Below are 18,128 nucleotides of genomic sequence, written 5' to 3'. Positions count from 1 at the left end.
GGACCACCCTCGGTGTTCCCCCCGCTGGTTCTCCGCCTCACCCCTCGCAGTGGGCTCCGGCTGCTACCGTTCGCGCCCTGTGGCCGACTGTCCTGCCCGACCGGCTCGCATCCCCACGGTGCCTGGGCGGTGCGGGATAGCGTGACGGACAGACCTGAACGAACCAGCCCGCGCAACCGCGCACGTGAGCAACCTGGAGGAACACATGTCGGTCTCCCTCTCCAAGGGTGGCAATGTCAGCCTGACCAAGATGGCCCCCAGCCTGACCGCGGTCGCGGTCGGGCTCGGCTGGGACATCCGCACCACCACCGGTGCCGACTTCGACCTCGACTCGAGCGTCCTGATGTGCCGCGCCGACGGCAAGGTGAAGGACGACGGCCACTTCGTCTTCTTCAACAACCTCAAGTCGCCCGACGGCTCCGTGGAGCACCTCGGCGACAACCTGACCGGCGAGGGGGAGGGGGACGACGAGGTCGTCAAGGTCCAGCTCTCCACCGTGCCGGCAGACATCGAGCGGATCGTCTTCCCCGTCTCGATCTACGACGCCGACGCTCGCCAGCAGTCCTTCGGCCAGGTCATCAACGCCTTCATCCGGGTCGTGGACAGCTCCAACGGCACCGAGCTCGCGCGCTACGACCTCACCGAGGACGCCTCGACCGAGACCGCGATGATCTTCGGCGAGCTCTACCGTCACAACGGGGAGTGGAAGTTCCGGGCCATCGGGCAGGGCTACGCCTCGGGCCTGGCCGGCATCGCCAAGGACTACGGCGTCAACGTCGGCTGAGCCGCTCCGCGGCCCTATCCTCAAGGCAGCGCCGTGCATCGGCAGGCGCTGCTGCGCCTCCCGACGGCCGATCGAGCCGTCCTCGAATCCTCCCTGAGGGAACTGTGATCCTAAGAACGTTCGGCTGGTCATTCGCGGTCACTGTGATCGCGCTGGGAGGTGCCTTCCTGCTGGGCGGCCCGACCGTCTTCGCGCTGGTCCTGATCCTGTGCGTGCTGGAGATCTCGCTCTCCTTCGACAACGCGGTCGTGAACGCCACCATCCTGGAGCGGATGAACCCGTTCTGGCAGAAGATGTTCCTCACCGTCGGCATCCTGATCGCCGTGTTCGGCATGCGGCTGGTCTTCCCCCTGCTGCTCGTCGGGATCACCGCCAGCCTCGGGCCCATCGAGGCCATCCAGCTGGCCATCGAGGGCGGGAGCATCGACGAGCCCGGCACCTACGCCTACCTGCTGCACGAGGCGCACCCGGCCATCGCGGCGTACGGCGGCATGTTCTTGATGCTGCTGTTCCTGGACTTCATCTTCGAGACCCGCGAGCACACCTGGCTGTCGTGGCTGGAGCGTCCGCTGGCGCGCATCGGCAAGCTCGACCAGCTCTCCGTGGTCGTCGCCACCCTGGCGCTCACCGCGGCGGCGTACTGGCTCGCCGAAGACCCGGGGACCGTCATGATCTCCGGTGCGCTCGGCATCGTCACCTACCTCCTGGTCAACGGCCTGGGGTCCTTGTTCGAGGCGGAGGCCGTGGTCGCCGCAACCGACGAGAACCTGCACGCGGAGCAGGAGAAGTCCGGCGGCGCGAGCATCGTCGGCGTGGGCGGGAAGGCTGCCTTCTTCCTGTTCCTCTACCTCGAGGTCCTGGACGCGTCCTTCTCCTTCGACGGGGTGATCGGGGCGTTCGCCATCACCCAGAACATCTTCATCGTGGCGGTCGGCCTCGGCGTAGGTGCCATGTACATCCGGTCCATCACCGTCTACCTCGTCCGCCAGGGCACGTTGGACGACTACGTCTACCTCGAGCACGGCGCTCACTGGGCGATCGGCGCGCTGGCCACCATCCTGCTGGTGACCATCAAGTACGAGGTTCACGAGGTCGTCACCGGACTCATCGGCGTCGGGTTCATCGGCGCGGCGCTCACGTCGTCCCTGCTGCGCAACCGCAGGTCCGGCGGCGACGGGGACGGCAACCTGGAACCGGCGCTGCCCACAACCGACAACGTGAGGACGTCCTGATGGCCATCGACTACACCAAGAAGCCGAAGCCGGCCGCGGGGACGTCGCCCGGCCCCGCCGGTCCCGCCAACCCGGTCTCGTTGAGCAAGGTGACGCTCACCAAGTCCGCACCGTCGGTGTCCCTGACGAAGGCCGGATCGGCCGGTGGCACCCTGCGGGTGAACCTCAACTGGAACGCTCGTCCCCCCTCCGCGCCCGCCCCGGCAGCCGGCGGGTTCCTCAAGCGGATGATGTCGCCGGCGAGCAGCAGCGGGATCGACCTCGACCTGGGGTGCCTCTACGAGTACGCGGACGGCTCCAAGGGCGTCGTACAGGCGCTCGGCAACGCCTTCCGCGACCAGCACACCTTCGGCCCCGACCCGATCTGCTGGCTCGACGGGGACGACCGGTCCGGGACCAACACGGCCGGGGAGAACCTGTTCGTGAACCTGGCCCACGTGGCGGCCATCAAGCGGATCATCGTCTTCGCCTTCATCTACCAGGGCGTCCCGAACTGGGGCGCGGCCGACGGCGTGGTGACCCTGTTCCCTGCCTCCGGACCCGAGGTCGAGGTCCGGCTGGACGAGACCCGGCCCGGCAACGGCATGTGCGGCATCGCGATGCTGGAGAACATCGGTGGCGACCTCCAGGTGCGCCGCGAGGTCAGCTACGTGAAGGGGCACGCCGACCTGGACCGAGCCTTCGGGTGGGGCCTGCGCTGGACCGCCGGTAGCAAGTAGCCCGAAGCCACCTCGGACAGGGGAAGACAGTGCGGCACTTCCACCAGTTCAGCGCTGCCCAGGTCGAGCAGCTCTTCCTCCGGGCCCCGCGAGAGTTCTCCCGCACCGCCGACATCGACACCATGGCGGCGGCCCTCGGCGCCACGCTCTACATGCCGGCGACCAGGCCCGACCTCGCCGGCGACCTGCGACGACAGGGCGCCCGGGGTGTGCTGTCCAGCGTGGTGTGCCTGGAGGACGCCATCGCCGACGACGAGCTCCCGGCGGCGCAGGCCAACCTGATCCGGCAGCTCACGCAGGTCGGTCAGGACGGGCCCGGCGCCTCCGACACGCTGCCGCTGACGTTCGTGCGGGTGCGCCATCCCGAGCAGATCGCGGCGGTCACGCAGGGGCTGGGGGAGCAGGCCTCGATGCTGTCGGGCTTCGTGCTGCCCAAGTTCACCGACGTCTCGGGTGGGGACTTCCTCGAGGCACTGCTGACGGCCCGGGCCGCGACAGGGGTGGACCTGCGGGCGATGCCGGTCATCGAGTCGCCCGAGGTGATCCACCGCGAGACCCGGGACTCGGTCCTCGCAGGGGTCGCGAGCCTGCTGGCCAAGCACCGCGACGTGGTCCTGGCGGTGCGGCTGGGTGCCACCGACCTCTCCTCGGCCTACGGCCTGCGGCGCGACCGCTCGCTCACCGTGTACGACGTACGCCTGGTGGCCGAGGTGATCACCGACGTGGTCAACGTCCTCGGCCGGGCCGACGGTACCGGACACGTGGTGACCGGCCCGGTGTGGGAGTACTTCGCCGGCGCCGACCGCATCTTCAAGCCCCTGTTGCGGGAGTCCCCGTTCCTCGAGCACGATGCCGGGCGGCTGCGGCGCCAGCTGATCACCCGCGACCTGGACGCGCTGATCCGCGAGGTCGTGCTCGACAAGGCGAACGGACTGATCGGCAAGACCGTCATCCACCCCACCCACGTCGTCGCCGTGCACGCGCTGTCGGTCGTCTCCAGCGAGGAGTACTCCGACGCCTGCGACATCACCGGTCAGGCTCAGGCGGGTGGGGGAGTGCGGGCGTCGAGCTACCGCAACAAGATGAACGAGGCGAAGCCGCACCTGGCGTGGGCGCAGAGGACACTGCGACGGGCGGACGCCTTCGGGGTCGCGCACGAGGACGTGACGTTCGTGGACTTCCTGGCCGCGGCGGCGACTCAGGCCTGAGAGCTGATCGCCTCTCGGCACCGGCGCACCACGTCGTCGGTGAGCTGGTCGATGGCGCGGAGCTCCTTGAGGTACCCCCAGTAGTCCGGCTTGGTGGCGTCCAGGAGCTGGTCGGCGGCGTCGAGCCGGGCGGCGAGGTTGTCGAGGATGCCAGCCTCCCGTGCCGGGACCCGGGACCCGGAGGCGACGACCAGCCGCTGGGCGTCCCGCACCGCGAACCGGGTCCGGGCCTTGGCACGCGCCGGGTCCTCGGCCACGTCCTTGAGGTCGTCGACGCGTCGGCGTACCGCGGTGAGGCCGGTCTCGGCCTCGGCCAGCCGCTCCCGGCACGCGGCCAGGTCCGCGGCCGCCGCCTCCCAGTGCTGGGCGGCGGCGTGCCGGTTCGCCGAGGCGAGCAGGTCCGCGGCCTCGGCCACCAGGGCCCGGCCGCGGGCCGGGACGTCATCGAGGTCCGCGGAGCAGGCCAGGGAGAACTCGCGCCGCAGCACCGAGAGCAGGGGCTCGGCGGCGTCGAGCCGGACCGAGACGGCGTCCAGCCGGGTGCGAGTCGTGCTCAGGCGCCGGGGGGTGTCGGTGGCCAGGCCGGCCAGCTCGTCGGCGGCCCGGACGACCTCCTGGGCGGCGTCGACGGCCCGGGCGGCGGCCTCGATCGTGGCGGTGGCCCCGTGCTTGTGGGCGCCGCCGTCGAGCACGGGACGGGCGGCCTGCTCGGCGCCGGCGAGCCGCTGGTCCAGGGCGGGGGAGCTGAGGCCGGCGGCCCGCACCCGCGCCACCGCGTCCCGGGCCTCGGTCAGCGCCTGCCGGGCGGCGGCGGTCCTGGGAGCCACCTGCCCCCAGACCTTCCTGACCTGCGCCTCGACGTCGCGGTGCTTCTCGGCGAACTGCTGGAGATCCCGCTGCGCGGCGCTGAGAGCGGCGTACGCCGCGCGGAAGGCGGTCTGGGCCTCACGCAGGGCACGCACCTCGGCCCGATCGTCCTCCAGGGACGCGTCGTGGGCGTCGAGGGCGTCGATCCACGCCTGGGCGGCCTGGTTCCCGGCACGCTCCAGCGGCTCGAAGCTGCGTTGCACGCGGAGCCCGTCCGGGCCGGCATCCAGGCCGGCGAAGGCGGTGACCAGCATCGCGACGTCCTTCTGGACGAGGTCCAGGGCGATGAACGCGTCGCCGGCCTCGTGCTTGGCGGCCAGGGCCTCGTTGCGCGCGGCGACCTGACGCGCGTTCGAGGTGAACACCACGGGCCGGTCCTCTCGTCGTCGCTCGGGAGCCACCGCCGGACCAGGGGTGCAGGCGGGTGCGCTGGGGCTAGGTTACCGAGCACGTCGGCGAATCCCACGTCGAACCTCACCGACGCTCTTGGCGACGGATGAGAGGGTGAGCCCGAACGATCCGTCCACCACGAGGGAGACCCACCCGATGAGCATCAGCCTGAACAAGGGCCAGACCGTGTCCCTGACCAAGAAGAGCGGCGGCGCGCTGTCCAAGGTCCGGATGGGACTGGGCTGGGACGCGGCCAAGAAGAAGGGCTTCCTGGGCCGGATGTCGGAGCAGTCGATCGACCTCGATGCCTCCGCGCTGCTCTTCGACGCCTCGGGCAACGTCGTCGACACCATCTGGTACAACCAGCTCGTCTCCAAGGACGGCTCGATCGTGCACACCGGGGACAACCGCACCGGCGCCGGTGACGGGGACGACGAGTCCATCAAGGTGGACCTGTCGGCGTTGCCCTCGAACGTCCAGACGGTCGTGTTCACCGTCAACTCGTTCACCGGACAGGGGTTCGCCCAGGTCGAGAACGCCTTCTGCCGCCTGGTCGACGAGGCCAACGAGGACGAGATCGCGCGCTACGACCTGTCGGCCACCGGCAGCCACACCGCTCAGATCATGGCCAAGGTGTCCAGGGACGGCGCCGGTTGGTCGATGACCGCGATCGGTGGCACCGCCAGTGGCCGCACCGTGGCCGCCATCGCACCGGCGGCGGCCCAGCACCTGTGAGCGCCCGCTCGGCCGCGCCGCAGAGCGCGGCCGAGCCGCCCCCACCGCCGTCAAGCACGCCCTCGAGCACGCCCTCGAGCACTCCGGGAGAGCCCGGAACCGCGCCGTGGACCGGCGCCTGGGTCCAGGAGCGGCTCGACATCGCGCTGCGCACCAGCGAGGCGCCGCTGGGGGTGCAGCTCGACGAGCTGGTGGGGCTCGCCGTCCGACGCAACCCCCGGCGCGCCCACCTGCTGGTCTCCCTGGTGCTGGGCAAGCACGTCCCCACGGACCCGGTCCTGGTGCACGGCTCCGGTCTGCTGCTGGGGCGGCTGGCGGCCGCGCGCCTGGCATCCCCGGCCGGCGCGCCGCACCCGGTGGACCTGCCCGGGGGCGAGCTGCTGCGCCAGGCGCTGCACGGCGTCCAGGGCAGTGCCGCCCGGCTGGTCGAGCACGCCCGGACGCCCGCCGGCGCCGTGCCCGACGGCGTCGTGGTGCTGGGGTACGCCGAGACCGCCACGGCACTGGGCCACGCGGTGGCGGACGCCCTCGACGTGCCCTACCTGCACTCCACGCGCCGTGCGGTGCCCGGGATGCGCCAGCTGGGTTCGTTCCAGGAGGAGCACTCCCACGCCACCAGCCACCTGCTGCTCCCCGAGCATCCGGCTGCGTTCACCCGGCCGGGTCCGCTGGTCCTCGTCGACGACGAGCTCTCCACCGGCCGCACGGCGCTCAACACCATCACGGCCCTGCACCGGGCGACTCCCCGCAGCCACTACGTGATCGCCGCGCTGGTCGACCTGCGCAGCGCCGCCGATCGGGAGCGGATGGCGCGGGTGGCCGGTGAGCTGGGGGCCCGCATCGACCTGGTCGCACTCGCCGCCGGAGCCGTGGACACCCCCTCCGACGTGTTGGAGCGCGGTGCCGCCCTGGTCCGCGAGATCGAGGCAGAACTGAGCGCCGCCCCTGCGGCCGACGCCCAGCGAGCCCGGGGCGAGGTCACCCGGGTGGACCTGGGCTGGCCGTCGGGGCTGCGCGAGGGGGGCCGCCACGGGTTCACCCGGGCCGACCGTGGCCGGTTCGCCGCGGCGCTGCCGGTGCTGGCCGAGCGGCTGGCCGACGCGGCCGGGCCTGGGGCCCGGCGGGTGCACGTGCTCGGCTTCGAGGAGCTGATGCAGGCCCCGTTCCGCCTCGCGGGCGAGCTGGGCGCCGTGCTGGCCACGCGCTCCGGCGGTGACGAGATCACGGTGGCCTGCTCGGGCACCACCCGGTCCCCGGTGCTGGCGGTGCCCGAGGCGGGCTACGCGATCAGGTCTGCCCTGACCTTTCCCGCACACGACGACCCCAGCGACGGCCCCGGCCCGCGGTTCGCCTACAACCTCACCTCGGCGGCGGGGGAGTCCCGCTTCGACACCGTGGTCCTGGTGGTCGACGACGCCGGCGACACCGACGAGCTCTGGTCCGCGTCCGGGTTGGTGAGCCGGCTCGCCGAGATCGCCCCCCGGGTGCTGGTGGTCACGGTGCCGGCGCACCGGCCCCGTCCCCTCCCCGAGCCCCTGCGTGGTCCGCGGTTCGGCTCCTACCGGCCCGACGACGTGGCCTGGCTGCTCACCGACCTGTCCCCCGTCGACCTGGAGGCACCGACCGAGGAGCGCGAGGAGGCCATCCAGTCCGGTGGTGCGCATTACGCGGAGTCGCTGCCGGTGGAGTTCCAGCCCGACGCCGCCTACCAGGCGCTGTTCACCGCCACCTTGGCGTCGTCCGCGACCCGCATGGCGCGAGCGGTCGGCCTGGTCACCGAGCAGGTGCTGGCCCTGCGCGGGTCCGAGGCGGTGCTGGTCTCCCTGGCTCGCGCCGGTACGCCTGTGGGGGTGCTGATGCGCCGCTGGGCCCAGCTGGTGCACGGCCTGGAGTTGCCGCACTACGCGGTGTCCATCGTCCGCGGCAAGGGCATCGACGAGGTGGCCCTGGCCTACCTGGCTGCGCACCACGACCCGGCCACGGTGATGTTCGTGGACGGCTGGACCGGCAAGGGAGCGATCACCCGCGAGCTGGCCGCCTCCGTGCAGGCGGCGAACGCCGCGCTGGGGGCGGACTTCGCGGCCGACCTGGCCGTGCTCGCCGACACCGGTCGGTGCGTGGAGCTCTTCGGCACCCGGGAGGACTACCTGATCCCCTCGGCGTGCCTGAACTCAACTGTCTCCGGCCTGGTCTCGCGCACCGTGCTGAACGACGCTCTCATCGGGCCCGGTGACTTCCACGGGGCGAAGTTCTACGCCGACCTGGCGGACTCGGACGTCTCCGCGGCCTTCGTCGACGCGGTCGCCGCGCAGTTCGCCGGGGTCCGGGACGAGGTTCTGGCGGCGTTGCCTGGCCACCTGGCCTCCGACCGCACCCCGACCTGGTCCGGCTGGGCCGCGGTCGAGGCCGTGAGCCGGGAGTACGGCATCGGCGACGTCAACCTGGTCAAGCCGGGGGTGGGGGAGACCACCCGGGTGCTGCTGCGCCGGGTCCCCTGGAAGGTCCTGGTCCGGGCGGACGCGGCGGACGAGCTGGGCCACATCAGGCTGCTGGCCGACCAGCGCGGCGTCGAGGTGGTCGAGGTCCCCGATCTGCCGTACTCGGCCATCGGACTGATCCACCCCAGGTTCACCCGCGGTGCCACCGGCACGGACGGCACCGCGGCGACCGCGGGAGCCGGGGGATGAGCGCTCCGCAGCGTTCGGGTGTGACGCCGGGCGAGATGGTGGTGGCCAGCGACCTGGACCGCACCCTGCTCTACTCGCCCGCCGCGCTGATGCTCTCGGTGCCCGACCAGGACGCCCCCCGGCTGCTGTGTGTCGAGGTCTACCAGGGCCGGCCCCTGTCGTTCCTGACCGAGACCGCCGCGGGTCACGTCGCGGCGCTCAACGAGGCCGGGAAGCTCGTCCCGGTCACCACCCGCAGCACCGCCCAGTTCCAGCGGATCAGCCTGCCCGGTCCGCCGGCCAAGTTCGCGCTGTGCGCCAACGGCGGCCGGTTGCTCCGCGACGGGGTCGAGGACCTCGACTTCACCGCCGCGGTCACCCGGCGACTGGCAGAGACCAGTGGCCCGCTGCAGGAGGTGTCGCAGTGGCTGCAGGCCGCGGCGCGGGCCGCTGGTGCCGACGGGTTCCTCAGGAGCGTCCGCGACGCCGAGGGCCTGTTCTGCTACGCCGTGGTGGAGCGGGACGCCATGCCGGCGGGCTGGGTCGAGGAGCTCATCGGGTTCGCCCGGGAGCGGGCCTGGGGGTCTCGGTGCAGGGCCGCAAGGTGTACGTCGTACCGGCGGCGCTGACGAAGGCTGCGGCGGCACGCGAGGTGGCCGACATGCTGGGCTGTCGGCACCTGCTGGCCGCCGGTGACTCCCTGCTGGACCAGGACCTGCTGGAGGCGGCGGACGAGGCGATCCGGCCGGCGCACGGCGAGCTGGCCGACGTGGGGTGGACCAGCGAGCACGTGCGGGTCACCTCGGCGGTGGGCGTGATGGCGGGCGAGGAGATCGCGGGTTGGCTGGCAGGCCGGGTCCTCGGCTGATCGGCCCGGGCCCACGACGGGCGCACTGAATGCCGGAGAAATGACAGAAGGCCCCGACTCCCTGGCGGGGGAGACGGGGCCTGATCTGCGGTTTCTGTGGTGGGCGATACTGGGTTTGAACCAGTGACCTCTTCCGTGTCAGGGAAGCGCGCTACCGCTGCGCCAATCGCCCAAGTCTTAAATTTTATGGAGGTGGGTACGGGATTTGAACCCGTGTACACGGATTTGCAGTCCGTTGCCTCGCCTCTCGGCCAACCCACCATGCTGGTCCCTCCATGGAAGGACCAAGTGGAAAGACCTTTTTCCGAGCGGACGACGAGACTCGAACTCGCGACCTCAACCTTGGCAAGGTTGCGCTCTACCAACTGAGCTACGTCCGCTTGCGCTTCCCGGCCGTTTTACTGGCCGTTGGTGCGAGCAGAACAGTAGCCGATGGCTGCAGGGGCGACAAAACCAGGGGTCCCCTGGCGTGTTCGGGCGGCTGGTCACCGCGGCCTCCGGCCTAGAGTGAGGGACATGCGCGCCTGGGTCGACGGACAACTGCTCACCGATCCGGCAGCGCCGGCGATCACCATCTCCGACCACGGGTTCACTGTCGGGGACGGCGTCTTCGAGTCGATCAAGGTCGTGGCCGGCCAGCCCTTCGCCCTCACCCGCCACCTGGCCCGGTTGGCGCACTCCGCGATCGGGCTGGGGCTGCCCGCGGTGGACGACGCGCTGGTGCGTCGGGGCGTCGCGGAGGTGCTCGCGGGGGATCCGCTGGCCCTGGGCCGGCTCCGGATCACCTACACCGGCGGCGTGTCCCCGATGGGCAGCGGCAGGGGCGATCACGGACCGACCGTGGTGGTCGCGGTCTCGCCCATGGAGCCGCTGGCGCCCACGACTGCGGTCTGCACCGTGCCGTGGCCCCGCAACGAGCGGGGAGCGGTGGCAGGGCTGAAGACCACGTCGTACGCGGAGAACGTGGTGGCGTTGGCGCACGCGGCGGAGCGCGGCGCCACGGAGGCGGTCCTGCCCAACACGGTGGGGGACCTGTGCGAGGGCACGGGATCGAACGTCTTCTACGTCCTCGACGGCGAGCTGCGTACGCCGACGCTGGCCAGCGGCTGCCTGGCCGGGGTCACCCGGGCCCTGGTCCTGGAGTGGTACGGCGGCCGGGAGGTCGACGCGCCGATCGAGGAGGTCGCTGAGGCGAGCGAGGTGTTCCTGGTCTCGACGACCCGGGACGTGCAGGGCGTGCACTCCTGGGACGGGAGAGCGCTGCCGGCACCGGGGCCGATCACCACCGAGGCGATGGCGGCATGGCAGTCGGGGGAGCGGGCCGGCATCGACCCGTGAGGCCGGTCGGCCGTCCGAGCAGGACGGGGGGAAAGGCTCAGGCGGTCAGGAGCTGCAGGATCATGTCGTCGATCGGCATGTGCTGGGACTCCTCGCCCTCGGGCACCAGTGCGAACGAACGAGTGATGAACTGACGGACGTCCTTGATGTGCGCCTGGGTGATGAGGTGGCCGTCGGGCGAGCTGAGCTCGACGATCACCACGGCCCGGCCCTTCGAGTCGAGGCTCGGGCACACGTGCACGTCGCCGTCGCCGGTGGGCTCGCTCATGCCGTGCGCCAGCAGGTCCCGGCTGAAGGTCCACGGGAGGTCGCCCTCGTGGGTGACGAAGGTGATCGTCACGGCGAAGGGGTCGCTGCGCTGATACGAGAACACCGTCTCGAGGTCGTGCCCACGACCCAGCGAGTCGATGCACTGCATCGTGATGTCCTGTTCGACAACACCGGCCACGCGCCGGTCGCTACGATTCGTCATGTTTCCTCCGTAGACCCTCTTATGGAGTAGTAACGCACCTCTGGCCCCCACGTGACGGGGAAACGTCAAGATTAATTTTGGGGAAGTTTCCTAGGTGGGTCCCGTTAGGGTCAAGGCGTGACGGAGAAGCCGCTGCCCCAGGCCCCCACCAGGCCCGAAGAGACGAGCCCAGAGCCCCACTTCTTCCGCCGGCTGCACACTCGGATGCATGCCAACCCGGTCACCGGTCTGGCGACCAAGGTGGTCGTCACGGTCGTCGGGATCGCGGTGATCCTGGCCGGCCTGGTGATGATGGTGGCTCCCGGTCCCGGCATCGTGGCGATCATCCTCGGCCTGGCGATCCTGTCCACCGAGTGGAGCTGGGCCGAGCGAGCGCTGGACCGGGCCAAGGAGGCTGCCCACAACGCGGCCGAGAAGGCCCGCAACATGGACCCCAAGGTCCGCCAGCGCCGGCTGGTGGCGTCGGGTTTCGGGGTCGTGCTGGTCTTCGCCGCGGTGACGACGTACGTCGTGCTGTACGGCTGGCCGAAGCTCGCGATCGCCGGCTGGAACTGGGTCCAGGGACTGTCCGGAGTGGTGCCGGAGCTGCCCGGGATGTGAGTCCTGCCGGGGCATGCGCTAATGTTTCGCAACGCACCGCAGGGGCGATTGGCGCAGTGGTAGCGCGCTTCGTTCACACCGAAGAGGTCACTGGTTCGAACCCAGTATCGCCCACCCCGTTATTGCAGGTCAGAGGTACTTTTCTCGGAGCAGACTGGCCGGCAAGGAACATACGAGGAACAAGGGATGCCCCCCTTCTGGCCGTTGCCGTCACCGACCGGGTCGGTCGCCCCGACCTGAACCGCACTCTTCGGCTGGCGGGCAAGCGACGACTCGAGCTCTCTTTAGGTACGCGTTTTACCACCGGATCGTCGGTTACCAGGCTGCGATCGCACGGGTGTGTTTGCACCTCGGGAACGCGCTGCAGCCCAGGAACTCGACGCCGTCGCTTCGGCGGCGGCGTACGACGAGCACGCCCTTGCCGCACGTCGGACATGGCTCGGATGCGTCGACCGTGCTGAGCGGCGAAAGCTCGAGGCGGTTCTCGGCCAGCAGCTCGGCGACGAACGGAGACTCCATCCCCTCGACGCCGATGAGCGTCACCTGGCGGCGAGCACGAGTGAGCGCGACGTAGAAGAGACGCCGCTCCTCTGCGTGCGGGTAGTCGTCTGCCTCGGCCATGGCGAGAGCCATGATCGGGTCGTCGACCACCTCGCTCGGGAAGCCGTAGGTGCCCGACGACACGTTGGGCAGCACGATGTAGTCGGCTTCAAGGCCCTTGGACGAATGCACGGTCCGGAACGTGACGTCGAGCTGCCGCGGACACCGCGACGGCATGAGATCTCGGTCGAAGTTGTAGCGCCCGAGCACGTCGACCGAGACCCTCCCCGAAGGGCCGGCCGAGATCTCACCGGAGTCGACCCCCTCCGCCAGTTCACTCAGGACGGAGGCCAGGGCCGCGCCGACCTCGTCCCGGCTCGCGACCCGCACCAGGCAGGCGGCTGGGCCATAGGCAGGCTGGACGGACTGCACCTGCTTGGCGAGCTGGCGGGGGTTCTTCGACACGAACCCGGCGGCCGTGTCGCAGATCGACTGGGGGGAGCGGAACGTCTTCTGCAGACGCAGGGTCGGTCCCTCGCCGAACCAGTCGTTGAACGACGTCATCACGGACAGGTCGGCGCCTGCGAATCGGTTGATCGACTGCCAGTCGTCGCCGACCGCGAGGAGATAGCGGTGCGGCTTCGTCACGAGTGCCCGGGTGAGTCGGGCCCGGGCATGGCTCGCGTCCTGGAACTCGTCGACCAGCACGAGGTCATAGCCCATGTCGATTGAGCCGGATTCGAGCAGATCGGCCGCCTGGACAAGCATGTCCTCGAAGTCGATTGAGTCGTCGGTCCGCAGCCGCTGTTCCCACTGCTCGGCGATCGCCCGGTAGAGGTCGAGGAAGACCCGCGCGCGGTAGCGCTGCACGCGACCCTTCGCTGCCTTTAGGCGCGACTCAAGGTCGTGGGCGGTGAGTGAGTTCGATTTCACGTGCGTCATGAACGAGCGCATCAGTCTTGCGAGGTCCTCGTGACGGATGGGCTGCTCGCCGGGAATCGGGCGGTCCGGGTTCCAGTCGAGCGTGATGCCGTGGGCCTTGAGGTCGTTGGCGAAGGGATGAAACCCCCTGCCATCGAGGATGTCAGCCCAGGTGGTCTCGATGAGCGTTGTGCCGAGTCGATGGTGCAACGACTTCTTCCACGCCATGCTCTCCGCGTACCCACGGAAGGACTCCGGGGGCTTGCCTTGGCCGTCGAGAGCCCAGTGCTCGTGCCAGACGTCGACGTCGGGATAGTAGAAATCGGGTCTGTACTGCGAGTGCGTCGCGTCCGCGACGTCGTGGGCGTAGGGCCGCTCGTACTCGAATGTCACGCCGTTGAGGAATAAGAAGTCGGCGACGAGCCGCTCACCCTGGCTCTTGACTGTCGTGGCCTGGAACGTTTGGAAGCCCGTCTGCTTGGTGTCGTAGTCGTAGCCGTCAGGATCGCCGCCACCCGGGTCGTCTGCCATGCGGGCGAACAACAACCGGTAGAGATCCCACTTAAACCGGAAGTCGAAGGAGCTGTCTCTGAGCTCGTCGACGATCCTGCCGACCATCGCGACGTCCTTGCCACTGTCTAACCATTCGGCGGGACGCTTCTTGCGTCCGGTCGCGCGACCGATGACGTTGCCGCCAAAGGCATGGAACGTCGTTGCCGTGATCCCAGCTGCGTCGATGCCCGCGGCCGTCAATCGCTCCTCAACGCGCTGCCGCAACTCCTCGGCAGCAGCCTTGTTGAAGGCCAGGAGCAGGATGCGGTCCGGCGGCACAATGCCGCGTAGGACTGCGTAGGCTGCGCGTGCCACCATGATGGACGTCTTGCCGGAACCGGCGGCGGCGACGACCTGTACGCGGTTGTCGAACGTGATCACAGCTTCCGACTGCTCGGCCGTCAACGCCTGTCGCTCGATGGTGCCGAGGAACTGCCGACGAGTGACCATCTCCCGTGCTAGGACCCGTCGATTCGTCGCCGCTGCCACCGCGGCCAAGTCCTGTTCCAAAAAGGCGAGGAGCTCGCGTGCCTCGGACCCAGCGTCACCCCTGATACTCAACATTCGAAGCGCGCTGAGTGACTTCGGGCGGGAGATCAGCCAGTCGCCCACCGTGTCTCGCGATATCCAATGACCGTCGTCGACCGAGCGACGAATCTCCGCTTCGACTCGCTCACGCCACGTCCGACACGGCGCACCCTCGACCTCAGCCAAGGCCACGAGCTGGGCAAGCTTCGATGTCTGGGAGCGGCGGATCGCGATGATCAAGCAGACTGCGGCCAAGGCAGCGAGACCGGTGAACCAAACCGTGGAGAACATCGCGGCGTCGCCCTAGAAGTGACTAGGGGCTGGGGTCGGTTGTCGCGCTTTGGCTCTGGCGCCTGAGTCCGATCGCCCGTCACCAGCGATTTCGCGTGCGCGTAACGAGCGCTCGAGTGCCTGGCGCCGGTTCATGCGTACATCGTCGACGACTATGCGATGACTCGCAGGAGTTCGGGTCGATCGGCGCCTCGTCAGCCGGTAGCTATGAGACTGGTGGACTCGAAAATGAGTTCTGGGAGCGGCTGGCGCAGACGCCACGTGAGGGCGACTGGTCGATCTCCTTCGAGGTCTCCATAGAGGTCGACCTGGCCAAAACACCGGAACGTGCCTTCGATGCCTCCGCTGCTTCTCTCACGAACGAAGAGCAGCCGGTGCTGAGAGGCGTCGGGGCCACGCCCGACGCAGCGCAGCATTGCGTTGGTGTTCTGTCTCCAGTTGTTCGGCGACTCCCAGTGGAACAAGTCGGCCGAGACCGCGTGATCCTTGTACTGGATGTTCGAGGCAAACTTCGCCTCATCCTTGTTGAGCGTCACGAACATCAGTTGGGTGCGGCTCTGCGGTACGAAGTAGACGCCTTCCCGGTGTTCCTTGGGCTTGTTGATCGCACTGATCCCCATCGCGGCGAAGACCTCGGCCCGTGTGTAGCGCGCGTGAGCCATCAGCGGGACATCATCGAGACCAGGAAGTGGCGTCACGTCCGCGTCGCGCTGCGCGTGGATGAGCGGCACCAGCTCGGCGAGCTCGGCGAGGACGGCAGGGTGACGCCACAACTGGTCGAAGCCTTCTTGCAGCGTCGACGGCTTCATCCCGAGCAGGTGCATGAGCTGCATCGCAAGCCGGCTCTCGGTCAGCGACGCGTCGTCGGCACGAGGGGCATCGTCGGCTGCGAGCCACCTGGACCAGGTGCTCGCCCGCAGCCGGTCCGTCGCATGTTGCACAAACCCAACACGCTTGAGGAGGGCTGCCTCGGCCTCCTTCGTCGCAGAGTCGTTCGGCTCATCTCTCTGGGCAGCGACACCGACAGCTCGTTGGAGTCGCGTCCACGACATCTTGCGGGCATCTGCCGCGTAGAACTGCTCGACACTGCGCTCTGTGTCACGCAGGAAGTCCCTGAGTGACGACGCACTCGTTGCTCGGAGATCGTGCTTGAGTCCGACGAACCCTGACTTGGGTGCCAGCGCCTTGAGGCGCTCGAGGACGCGCTCTCGCGCGACACGTTCGAGATTGATGGCGCAACCGGCCGGCAGGAAGGGGAACTCACTCTCTGCCTGTTTCCTCAGGCTGCCGCGAGCCGGGTTGATCAGTGCCTGATAGCGAGTCTCGTAGCGGTATTCGACTCGATGCTGGCCGATGAAGTCCAACACCAGGCAGCCTTGTTTGCCCGGTGCATGACGCAGCCCGCGACCAAGTTGCTGGGCAAACAGCACCGGACTCTGGGTCGGTCGCAGCAGGAGCAATGTGTCGACGTCCGGCAGGTCGATGCCCTCGCCGAGTACGTCGACGCTGAAGACGACCTGCAGCTCGCCCGACTTCAACTTGTTCAGCACCACGTCGCGGTACGCCTGGTCGTGGGTGCCGTCGAGGTACTCGGCGTTGATGCCGAGCTGCACGAACTGTTCGGCCATGAACCGCGCGTGACTGATGGACACGCAGAACCCCAAAGCGCGCATGGTTCGCGGATCGTCGACCCAGCGCTCAAGGGCCTGAACGACGAGCTTTACCCGCTCGTGATCACCCGTGTACAGCGCTTCGAGCTCGCCGATCGCGTAGTCACCTCGCCGCCAATTGAGCTGCCGAAGATCGGTGCCATCGTCGACTCCGACGTAGCTGAAGGGCGCCAGCAATTGATCGTCGACGGCCTCCCACAACCGCAACTCCGTCGTGTACTGGCCGCCGAACAAGTCAGCGACGCTGATCCCGTCGGTCCGCTCGGGGGTGGCCGTGAGGCCAACGATCTCCCGCGGTGAGAAGTGCTCGATGACCCCGCGCCAGGAATCGGCGGAGCCGTGATGGGCTTCGTCGATGTAGATGACGTCGTAGGCATCCGGCGGCACAGTTGCCAGACGGTTGTGCAAGGTCTGAACCATCGCGAAGACATGTGGGTCGTGGGGCAGCCCTCCGCCGCCGGCGAGCATCTCGCCGAACCCCGGATCCTTCAGTGCCGTGCGGAATGTGCTTCGTGCTTGCTCGAGGATCTGCTCGCGGTGAGCCACGAAGAGAAGGCGCGGGCGCGCCGCCCCCGGCAAGCACAGTCGGGCATAGTCCAGTGCGGCAATGACCGTCTTGCCAGTCCCTGTAGCGGCAACAACGAGGTGCCGGTGCTCGTCGAATGATTTGCGACGGAGATTCAAGGTATCGAGCACCAAACGTTGGTGGGGCTTCGGCTGCAGGACTAGTTCGGAGTAGGCGTCGGTCAGCTGACGCTGGAGCTGATCGATCGTCCGCTGGGAAGTTCTGCTGTGCGCCTGAGTGGCATAACCCTTGCCCGCAAGAAGCGCTGCATCGAGTCGCCCGCGGTCGGCGGTCGTGTATCGCTCGTAGACGGGGGTGTGCCAGTAGCTGTCGAAGGTCTGTTGGATTCGACCGAAGACGCCAGGTGCGTCAGCCCGAGCCAGTCGGACGTTCCACTCGAGGCCCGAGTAAAGCGCGGCATCCGAGAGGTTCGAAGAACCCACGCACGCAGTATCGAGCTCGCCTGGCCGGCGGAACAGCCACGCCTTCGCGTGGAGCTTCGTTGCTTGGCCCTGGTAGTTGACTCGGACCTCGGCGCCGAGCTGGACGAGCTCATCCAGCGCCTTGGCGCTGGTAGATCCGAGGTAGGTCGAGGTGATGACGCGGACTCGACCTCCACGCTCGAGCAGCTTGCGGAACTCCTCCTTGAGGGGTTGGAAGCCGGTGTACCCGACGAAAGCACAGATCAGGTCGACTTCGTCGGCGCAGCGGATCTCCTCCTTCAACACCTTGCCAAATGCCGGCTCGCCCGTGCCGTTGACGAGCAGCTCGCTGGACGTTAGAGGAATCGTGGGGTGGGCCGGCAGCGGGCCGCCCGCCAGGCCACCGACGGTTCGCACTCCCTTCAGCAGTCGTGGTGGCAGGCTGACTCGATCTCCGACGAAGTCGATGCCGAGTGCCTCGATCGCGGAGTTCACGACAGCCGCGCTGGCCTCGACTGCTGCCGCGTCGTTCGGATTGCGCAGCCTGCGCGCCACTCGCAGCAGGTGCTTGCCCAACCGCTCCACGGCCTCACTCGCTCGGAGCGGATCGCCGATCACCCGTTCCGGATCGAGGGTCGCCAGGAGGTCGGCGAGCTCGCTCGTCACGAGCTCATCGCGCAATCCGTGCTGAAGCGGGTCGTGAGCCATCCGCCGCCTCCCAAGTCCAGTGATGCTCGTGCGCGAGTCGCGGCGAGCTTAG

General features: G+C 69.0%; 14 protein-coding genes and 4 tRNA genes. 11 read left to right on the top strand and 7 right to left on the bottom strand.

Annotated elements, in window-relative coordinates; genetic code table 11:
• Positions 1 to 205 precede the first annotated feature (205 nt).
• The 4 genes from C0R66_RS10915 to C0R66_RS10900 all read left to right on the top strand — a co-directional run bounded on the left by C0R66_RS10915 (position 206) and on the right by C0R66_RS10900 (position 3,943).
• Positions 206 to 784: a TerD family protein gene (locus tag C0R66_RS10915; RefSeq protein ID WP_101524720.1), complete on the top strand. Its 579-nt coding sequence runs from the start codon at positions 206 to 208 to the stop codon at positions 782 to 784.
• A 104-nt stretch (positions 785 to 888) separates the two neighbouring features.
• On the top strand, positions 889 to 2,016 hold the full coding sequence (locus tag C0R66_RS10910; protein WP_199286641.1) for a DUF475 domain-containing protein: 1,128 nt from the start codon (positions 889 to 891) through the stop codon (positions 2,014 to 2,016).
• Positions 2,016 to 2,735 (top strand): TerD family protein, encoded by a 720-nt coding sequence (locus C0R66_RS10905; RefSeq protein ID WP_101524719.1) that lies wholly within the window; start codon positions 2,016 to 2,018, stop codon positions 2,733 to 2,735. Before C0R66_RS10910 ends, C0R66_RS10905 begins: the two co-directional genes overlap by 1 nt.
• Before the next feature lie 29 nt (positions 2,736 to 2,764).
• On the top strand, positions 2,765 to 3,943 hold the full coding sequence (locus C0R66_RS10900; protein WP_101524718.1) for an HpcH/HpaI aldolase/citrate lyase family protein: 1,179 nt from the start codon (positions 2,765 to 2,767) through the stop codon (positions 3,941 to 3,943).
• On the opposite strand, the gene C0R66_RS10895 is transcribed toward C0R66_RS10900, so the two are convergent.
• On the bottom strand, positions 3,934 to 5,178 hold the full coding sequence (locus C0R66_RS10895; RefSeq protein WP_101524717.1) for a coiled-coil domain-containing protein: 1,245 nt from the start codon (positions 5,176 to 5,178) through the stop codon (positions 3,934 to 3,936). The genes C0R66_RS10900 and C0R66_RS10895 overlap by 10 nt on opposite strands.
• Positions 5,179 to 5,356: 178 nt before the next feature.
• On the opposite strand from C0R66_RS10895, the gene C0R66_RS10890 reads away from it, so the two are divergent.
• Genes C0R66_RS10890 through C0R66_RS19490 form a run of 4 tightly spaced genes read left to right on the top strand, consistent with a single transcriptional unit; the run spans position 5,357 to position 9,469 of the window.
• The gene (locus C0R66_RS10890) at positions 5,357 to 5,935 is read left to right on the top strand and encodes a TerD family protein (RefSeq protein WP_101526194.1); all 579 of its coding nucleotides are present in this window, start codon (positions 5,357 to 5,359) and stop codon (positions 5,933 to 5,935) included.
• Positions 5,932 to 8,622: a phosphoribosyltransferase gene (locus C0R66_RS10885; RefSeq protein ID WP_199286640.1), complete on the top strand. Its 2,691-nt coding sequence runs from the start codon at positions 5,932 to 5,934 to the stop codon at positions 8,620 to 8,622. Before C0R66_RS10890 ends, C0R66_RS10885 begins: the two co-directional genes overlap by 4 nt.
• Complete coding sequence (locus C0R66_RS10880) at positions 8,619 to 9,230, top strand: HAD family hydrolase (RefSeq protein ID WP_241901414.1); 612 nt, start codon at positions 8,619 to 8,621, stop codon at positions 9,228 to 9,230. The genes C0R66_RS10885 and C0R66_RS10880 overlap by 4 nt, the downstream gene beginning before the upstream one ends.
• Complete coding sequence (locus C0R66_RS19490) at positions 9,206 to 9,469, top strand: hypothetical protein (protein WP_241901413.1); 264 nt, start codon at positions 9,206 to 9,208, stop codon at positions 9,467 to 9,469. Before C0R66_RS10880 ends, C0R66_RS19490 begins: the two co-directional genes overlap by 25 nt.
• Before the next feature lie 97 nt (positions 9,470 to 9,566).
• Here C0R66_RS19490 and C0R66_RS10875 read toward each other — a convergent pair.
• From C0R66_RS10875 to C0R66_RS10865, 3 genes are all read right to left on the bottom strand, one after another.
• Positions 9,567 to 9,641: transfer RNA gene (locus C0R66_RS10875), tRNA-Val, on the bottom strand.
• 15 nt (positions 9,642 to 9,656) lie between these two features.
• A tRNA-Cys gene (locus tag C0R66_RS10870) sits at positions 9,657 to 9,730 on the bottom strand.
• Positions 9,731 to 9,776: 46 nt separating this feature from the next.
• Positions 9,777 to 9,849 (bottom strand) — tRNA-Gly (locus tag C0R66_RS10865).
• A gap of 136 nt (positions 9,850 to 9,985) precedes the next feature.
• Between C0R66_RS10865 and C0R66_RS10860 the strand changes: the two genes are divergently transcribed.
• Positions 9,986 to 10,807 (top strand): aminotransferase class IV, encoded by an 822-nt coding sequence (locus tag C0R66_RS10860; protein WP_101524716.1) that lies wholly within the window; start codon positions 9,986 to 9,988, stop codon positions 10,805 to 10,807.
• A 37-nt stretch (positions 10,808 to 10,844) separates the two neighbouring features.
• Here the strand turns inward: C0R66_RS10860 and C0R66_RS10855 are convergent, their stop codons facing one another.
• Complete coding sequence (locus C0R66_RS10855; protein ID WP_101524715.1) at positions 10,845 to 11,279, bottom strand: SsgA family sporulation/cell division regulator; 435 nt, start codon at positions 11,277 to 11,279, stop codon at positions 10,845 to 10,847.
• 117 nt (positions 11,280 to 11,396) lie between these two features.
• Here C0R66_RS10855 and C0R66_RS10850 point away from each other — a divergent pair, with 117 nt between their 5' ends.
• Both C0R66_RS10850 and C0R66_RS10845 read left to right on the top strand, forming a co-directional pair.
• Entirely contained in the window at positions 11,397 to 11,879 is a 483-nt protein-coding gene (locus tag C0R66_RS10850) for a PGPGW domain-containing protein (protein ID WP_101524714.1), read from the top strand.
• Between the two features lie 42 nt (positions 11,880 to 11,921).
• Positions 11,922 to 11,993: transfer RNA gene (locus C0R66_RS10845), tRNA-Val, on the top strand.
• Between the two features lie 201 nt (positions 11,994 to 12,194).
• Here the strand turns inward: C0R66_RS10845 and C0R66_RS10840 are convergent.
• Complete coding sequence (locus C0R66_RS10840) at positions 12,195 to 14,342, bottom strand: UvrD-helicase domain-containing protein (RefSeq protein WP_158648002.1); 2,148 nt, start codon at positions 14,340 to 14,342, stop codon at positions 12,195 to 12,197.
• Positions 14,343 to 14,905: 563 nt separating this feature from the next.
• Entirely contained in the window at positions 14,906 to 18,076 is a 3,171-nt protein-coding gene (locus tag C0R66_RS10835; protein ID WP_101524712.1) for a DUF3427 domain-containing protein, read from the bottom strand.
• Between the last annotated feature and the right edge of the window lie 52 nt (positions 18,077 to 18,128).

The sequence above is a fragment of the Nocardioides houyundeii genome, assembly GCF_002865585.1.
Lineage (GTDB): Bacteria > Actinomycetota > Actinomycetes > Propionibacteriales > Nocardioidaceae > Nocardioides > Nocardioides houyundeii.
This window is presented reverse-complemented; position numbering and strand designations above follow the sequence as displayed.

Coding starts and splice junctions, on each gene's coding strand:
- C0R66_RS10840 (WP_158648002.1), bottom strand. CDS start 14,342: ATGGTCACTCGTCGGCAGTTCCTCGGCACCATCGAGCGACAGGCGTTG.
- C0R66_RS10905 (WP_101524719.1), top strand. CDS start 2,016: ATGGCCATCGACTACACCAAGAAGCCGAAGCCGGCCGCGGGGACGTCG.
- C0R66_RS10835 (WP_101524712.1), bottom strand. CDS start 18,076: ATGGCTCACGACCCGCTTCAGCACGGATTGCGCGATGAGCTCGTGACG.
- C0R66_RS10915 (WP_101524720.1), top strand. CDS start 206: ATGTCGGTCTCCCTCTCCAAGGGTGGCAATGTCAGCCTGACCAAGATG.
- C0R66_RS10880 (WP_241901414.1), top strand. CDS start 8,619: ATGAGCGCTCCGCAGCGTTCGGGTGTGACGCCGGGCGAGATGGTGGTG.
- C0R66_RS10860 (WP_101524716.1), top strand. CDS start 9,986: ATGCGCGCCTGGGTCGACGGACAACTGCTCACCGATCCGGCAGCGCCG.
- C0R66_RS10890 (WP_101526194.1), top strand. CDS start 5,357: ATGAGCATCAGCCTGAACAAGGGCCAGACCGTGTCCCTGACCAAGAAG.
- C0R66_RS10855 (WP_101524715.1), bottom strand. CDS start 11,279: ATGACGAATCGTAGCGACCGGCGCGTGGCCGGTGTTGTCGAACAGGAC.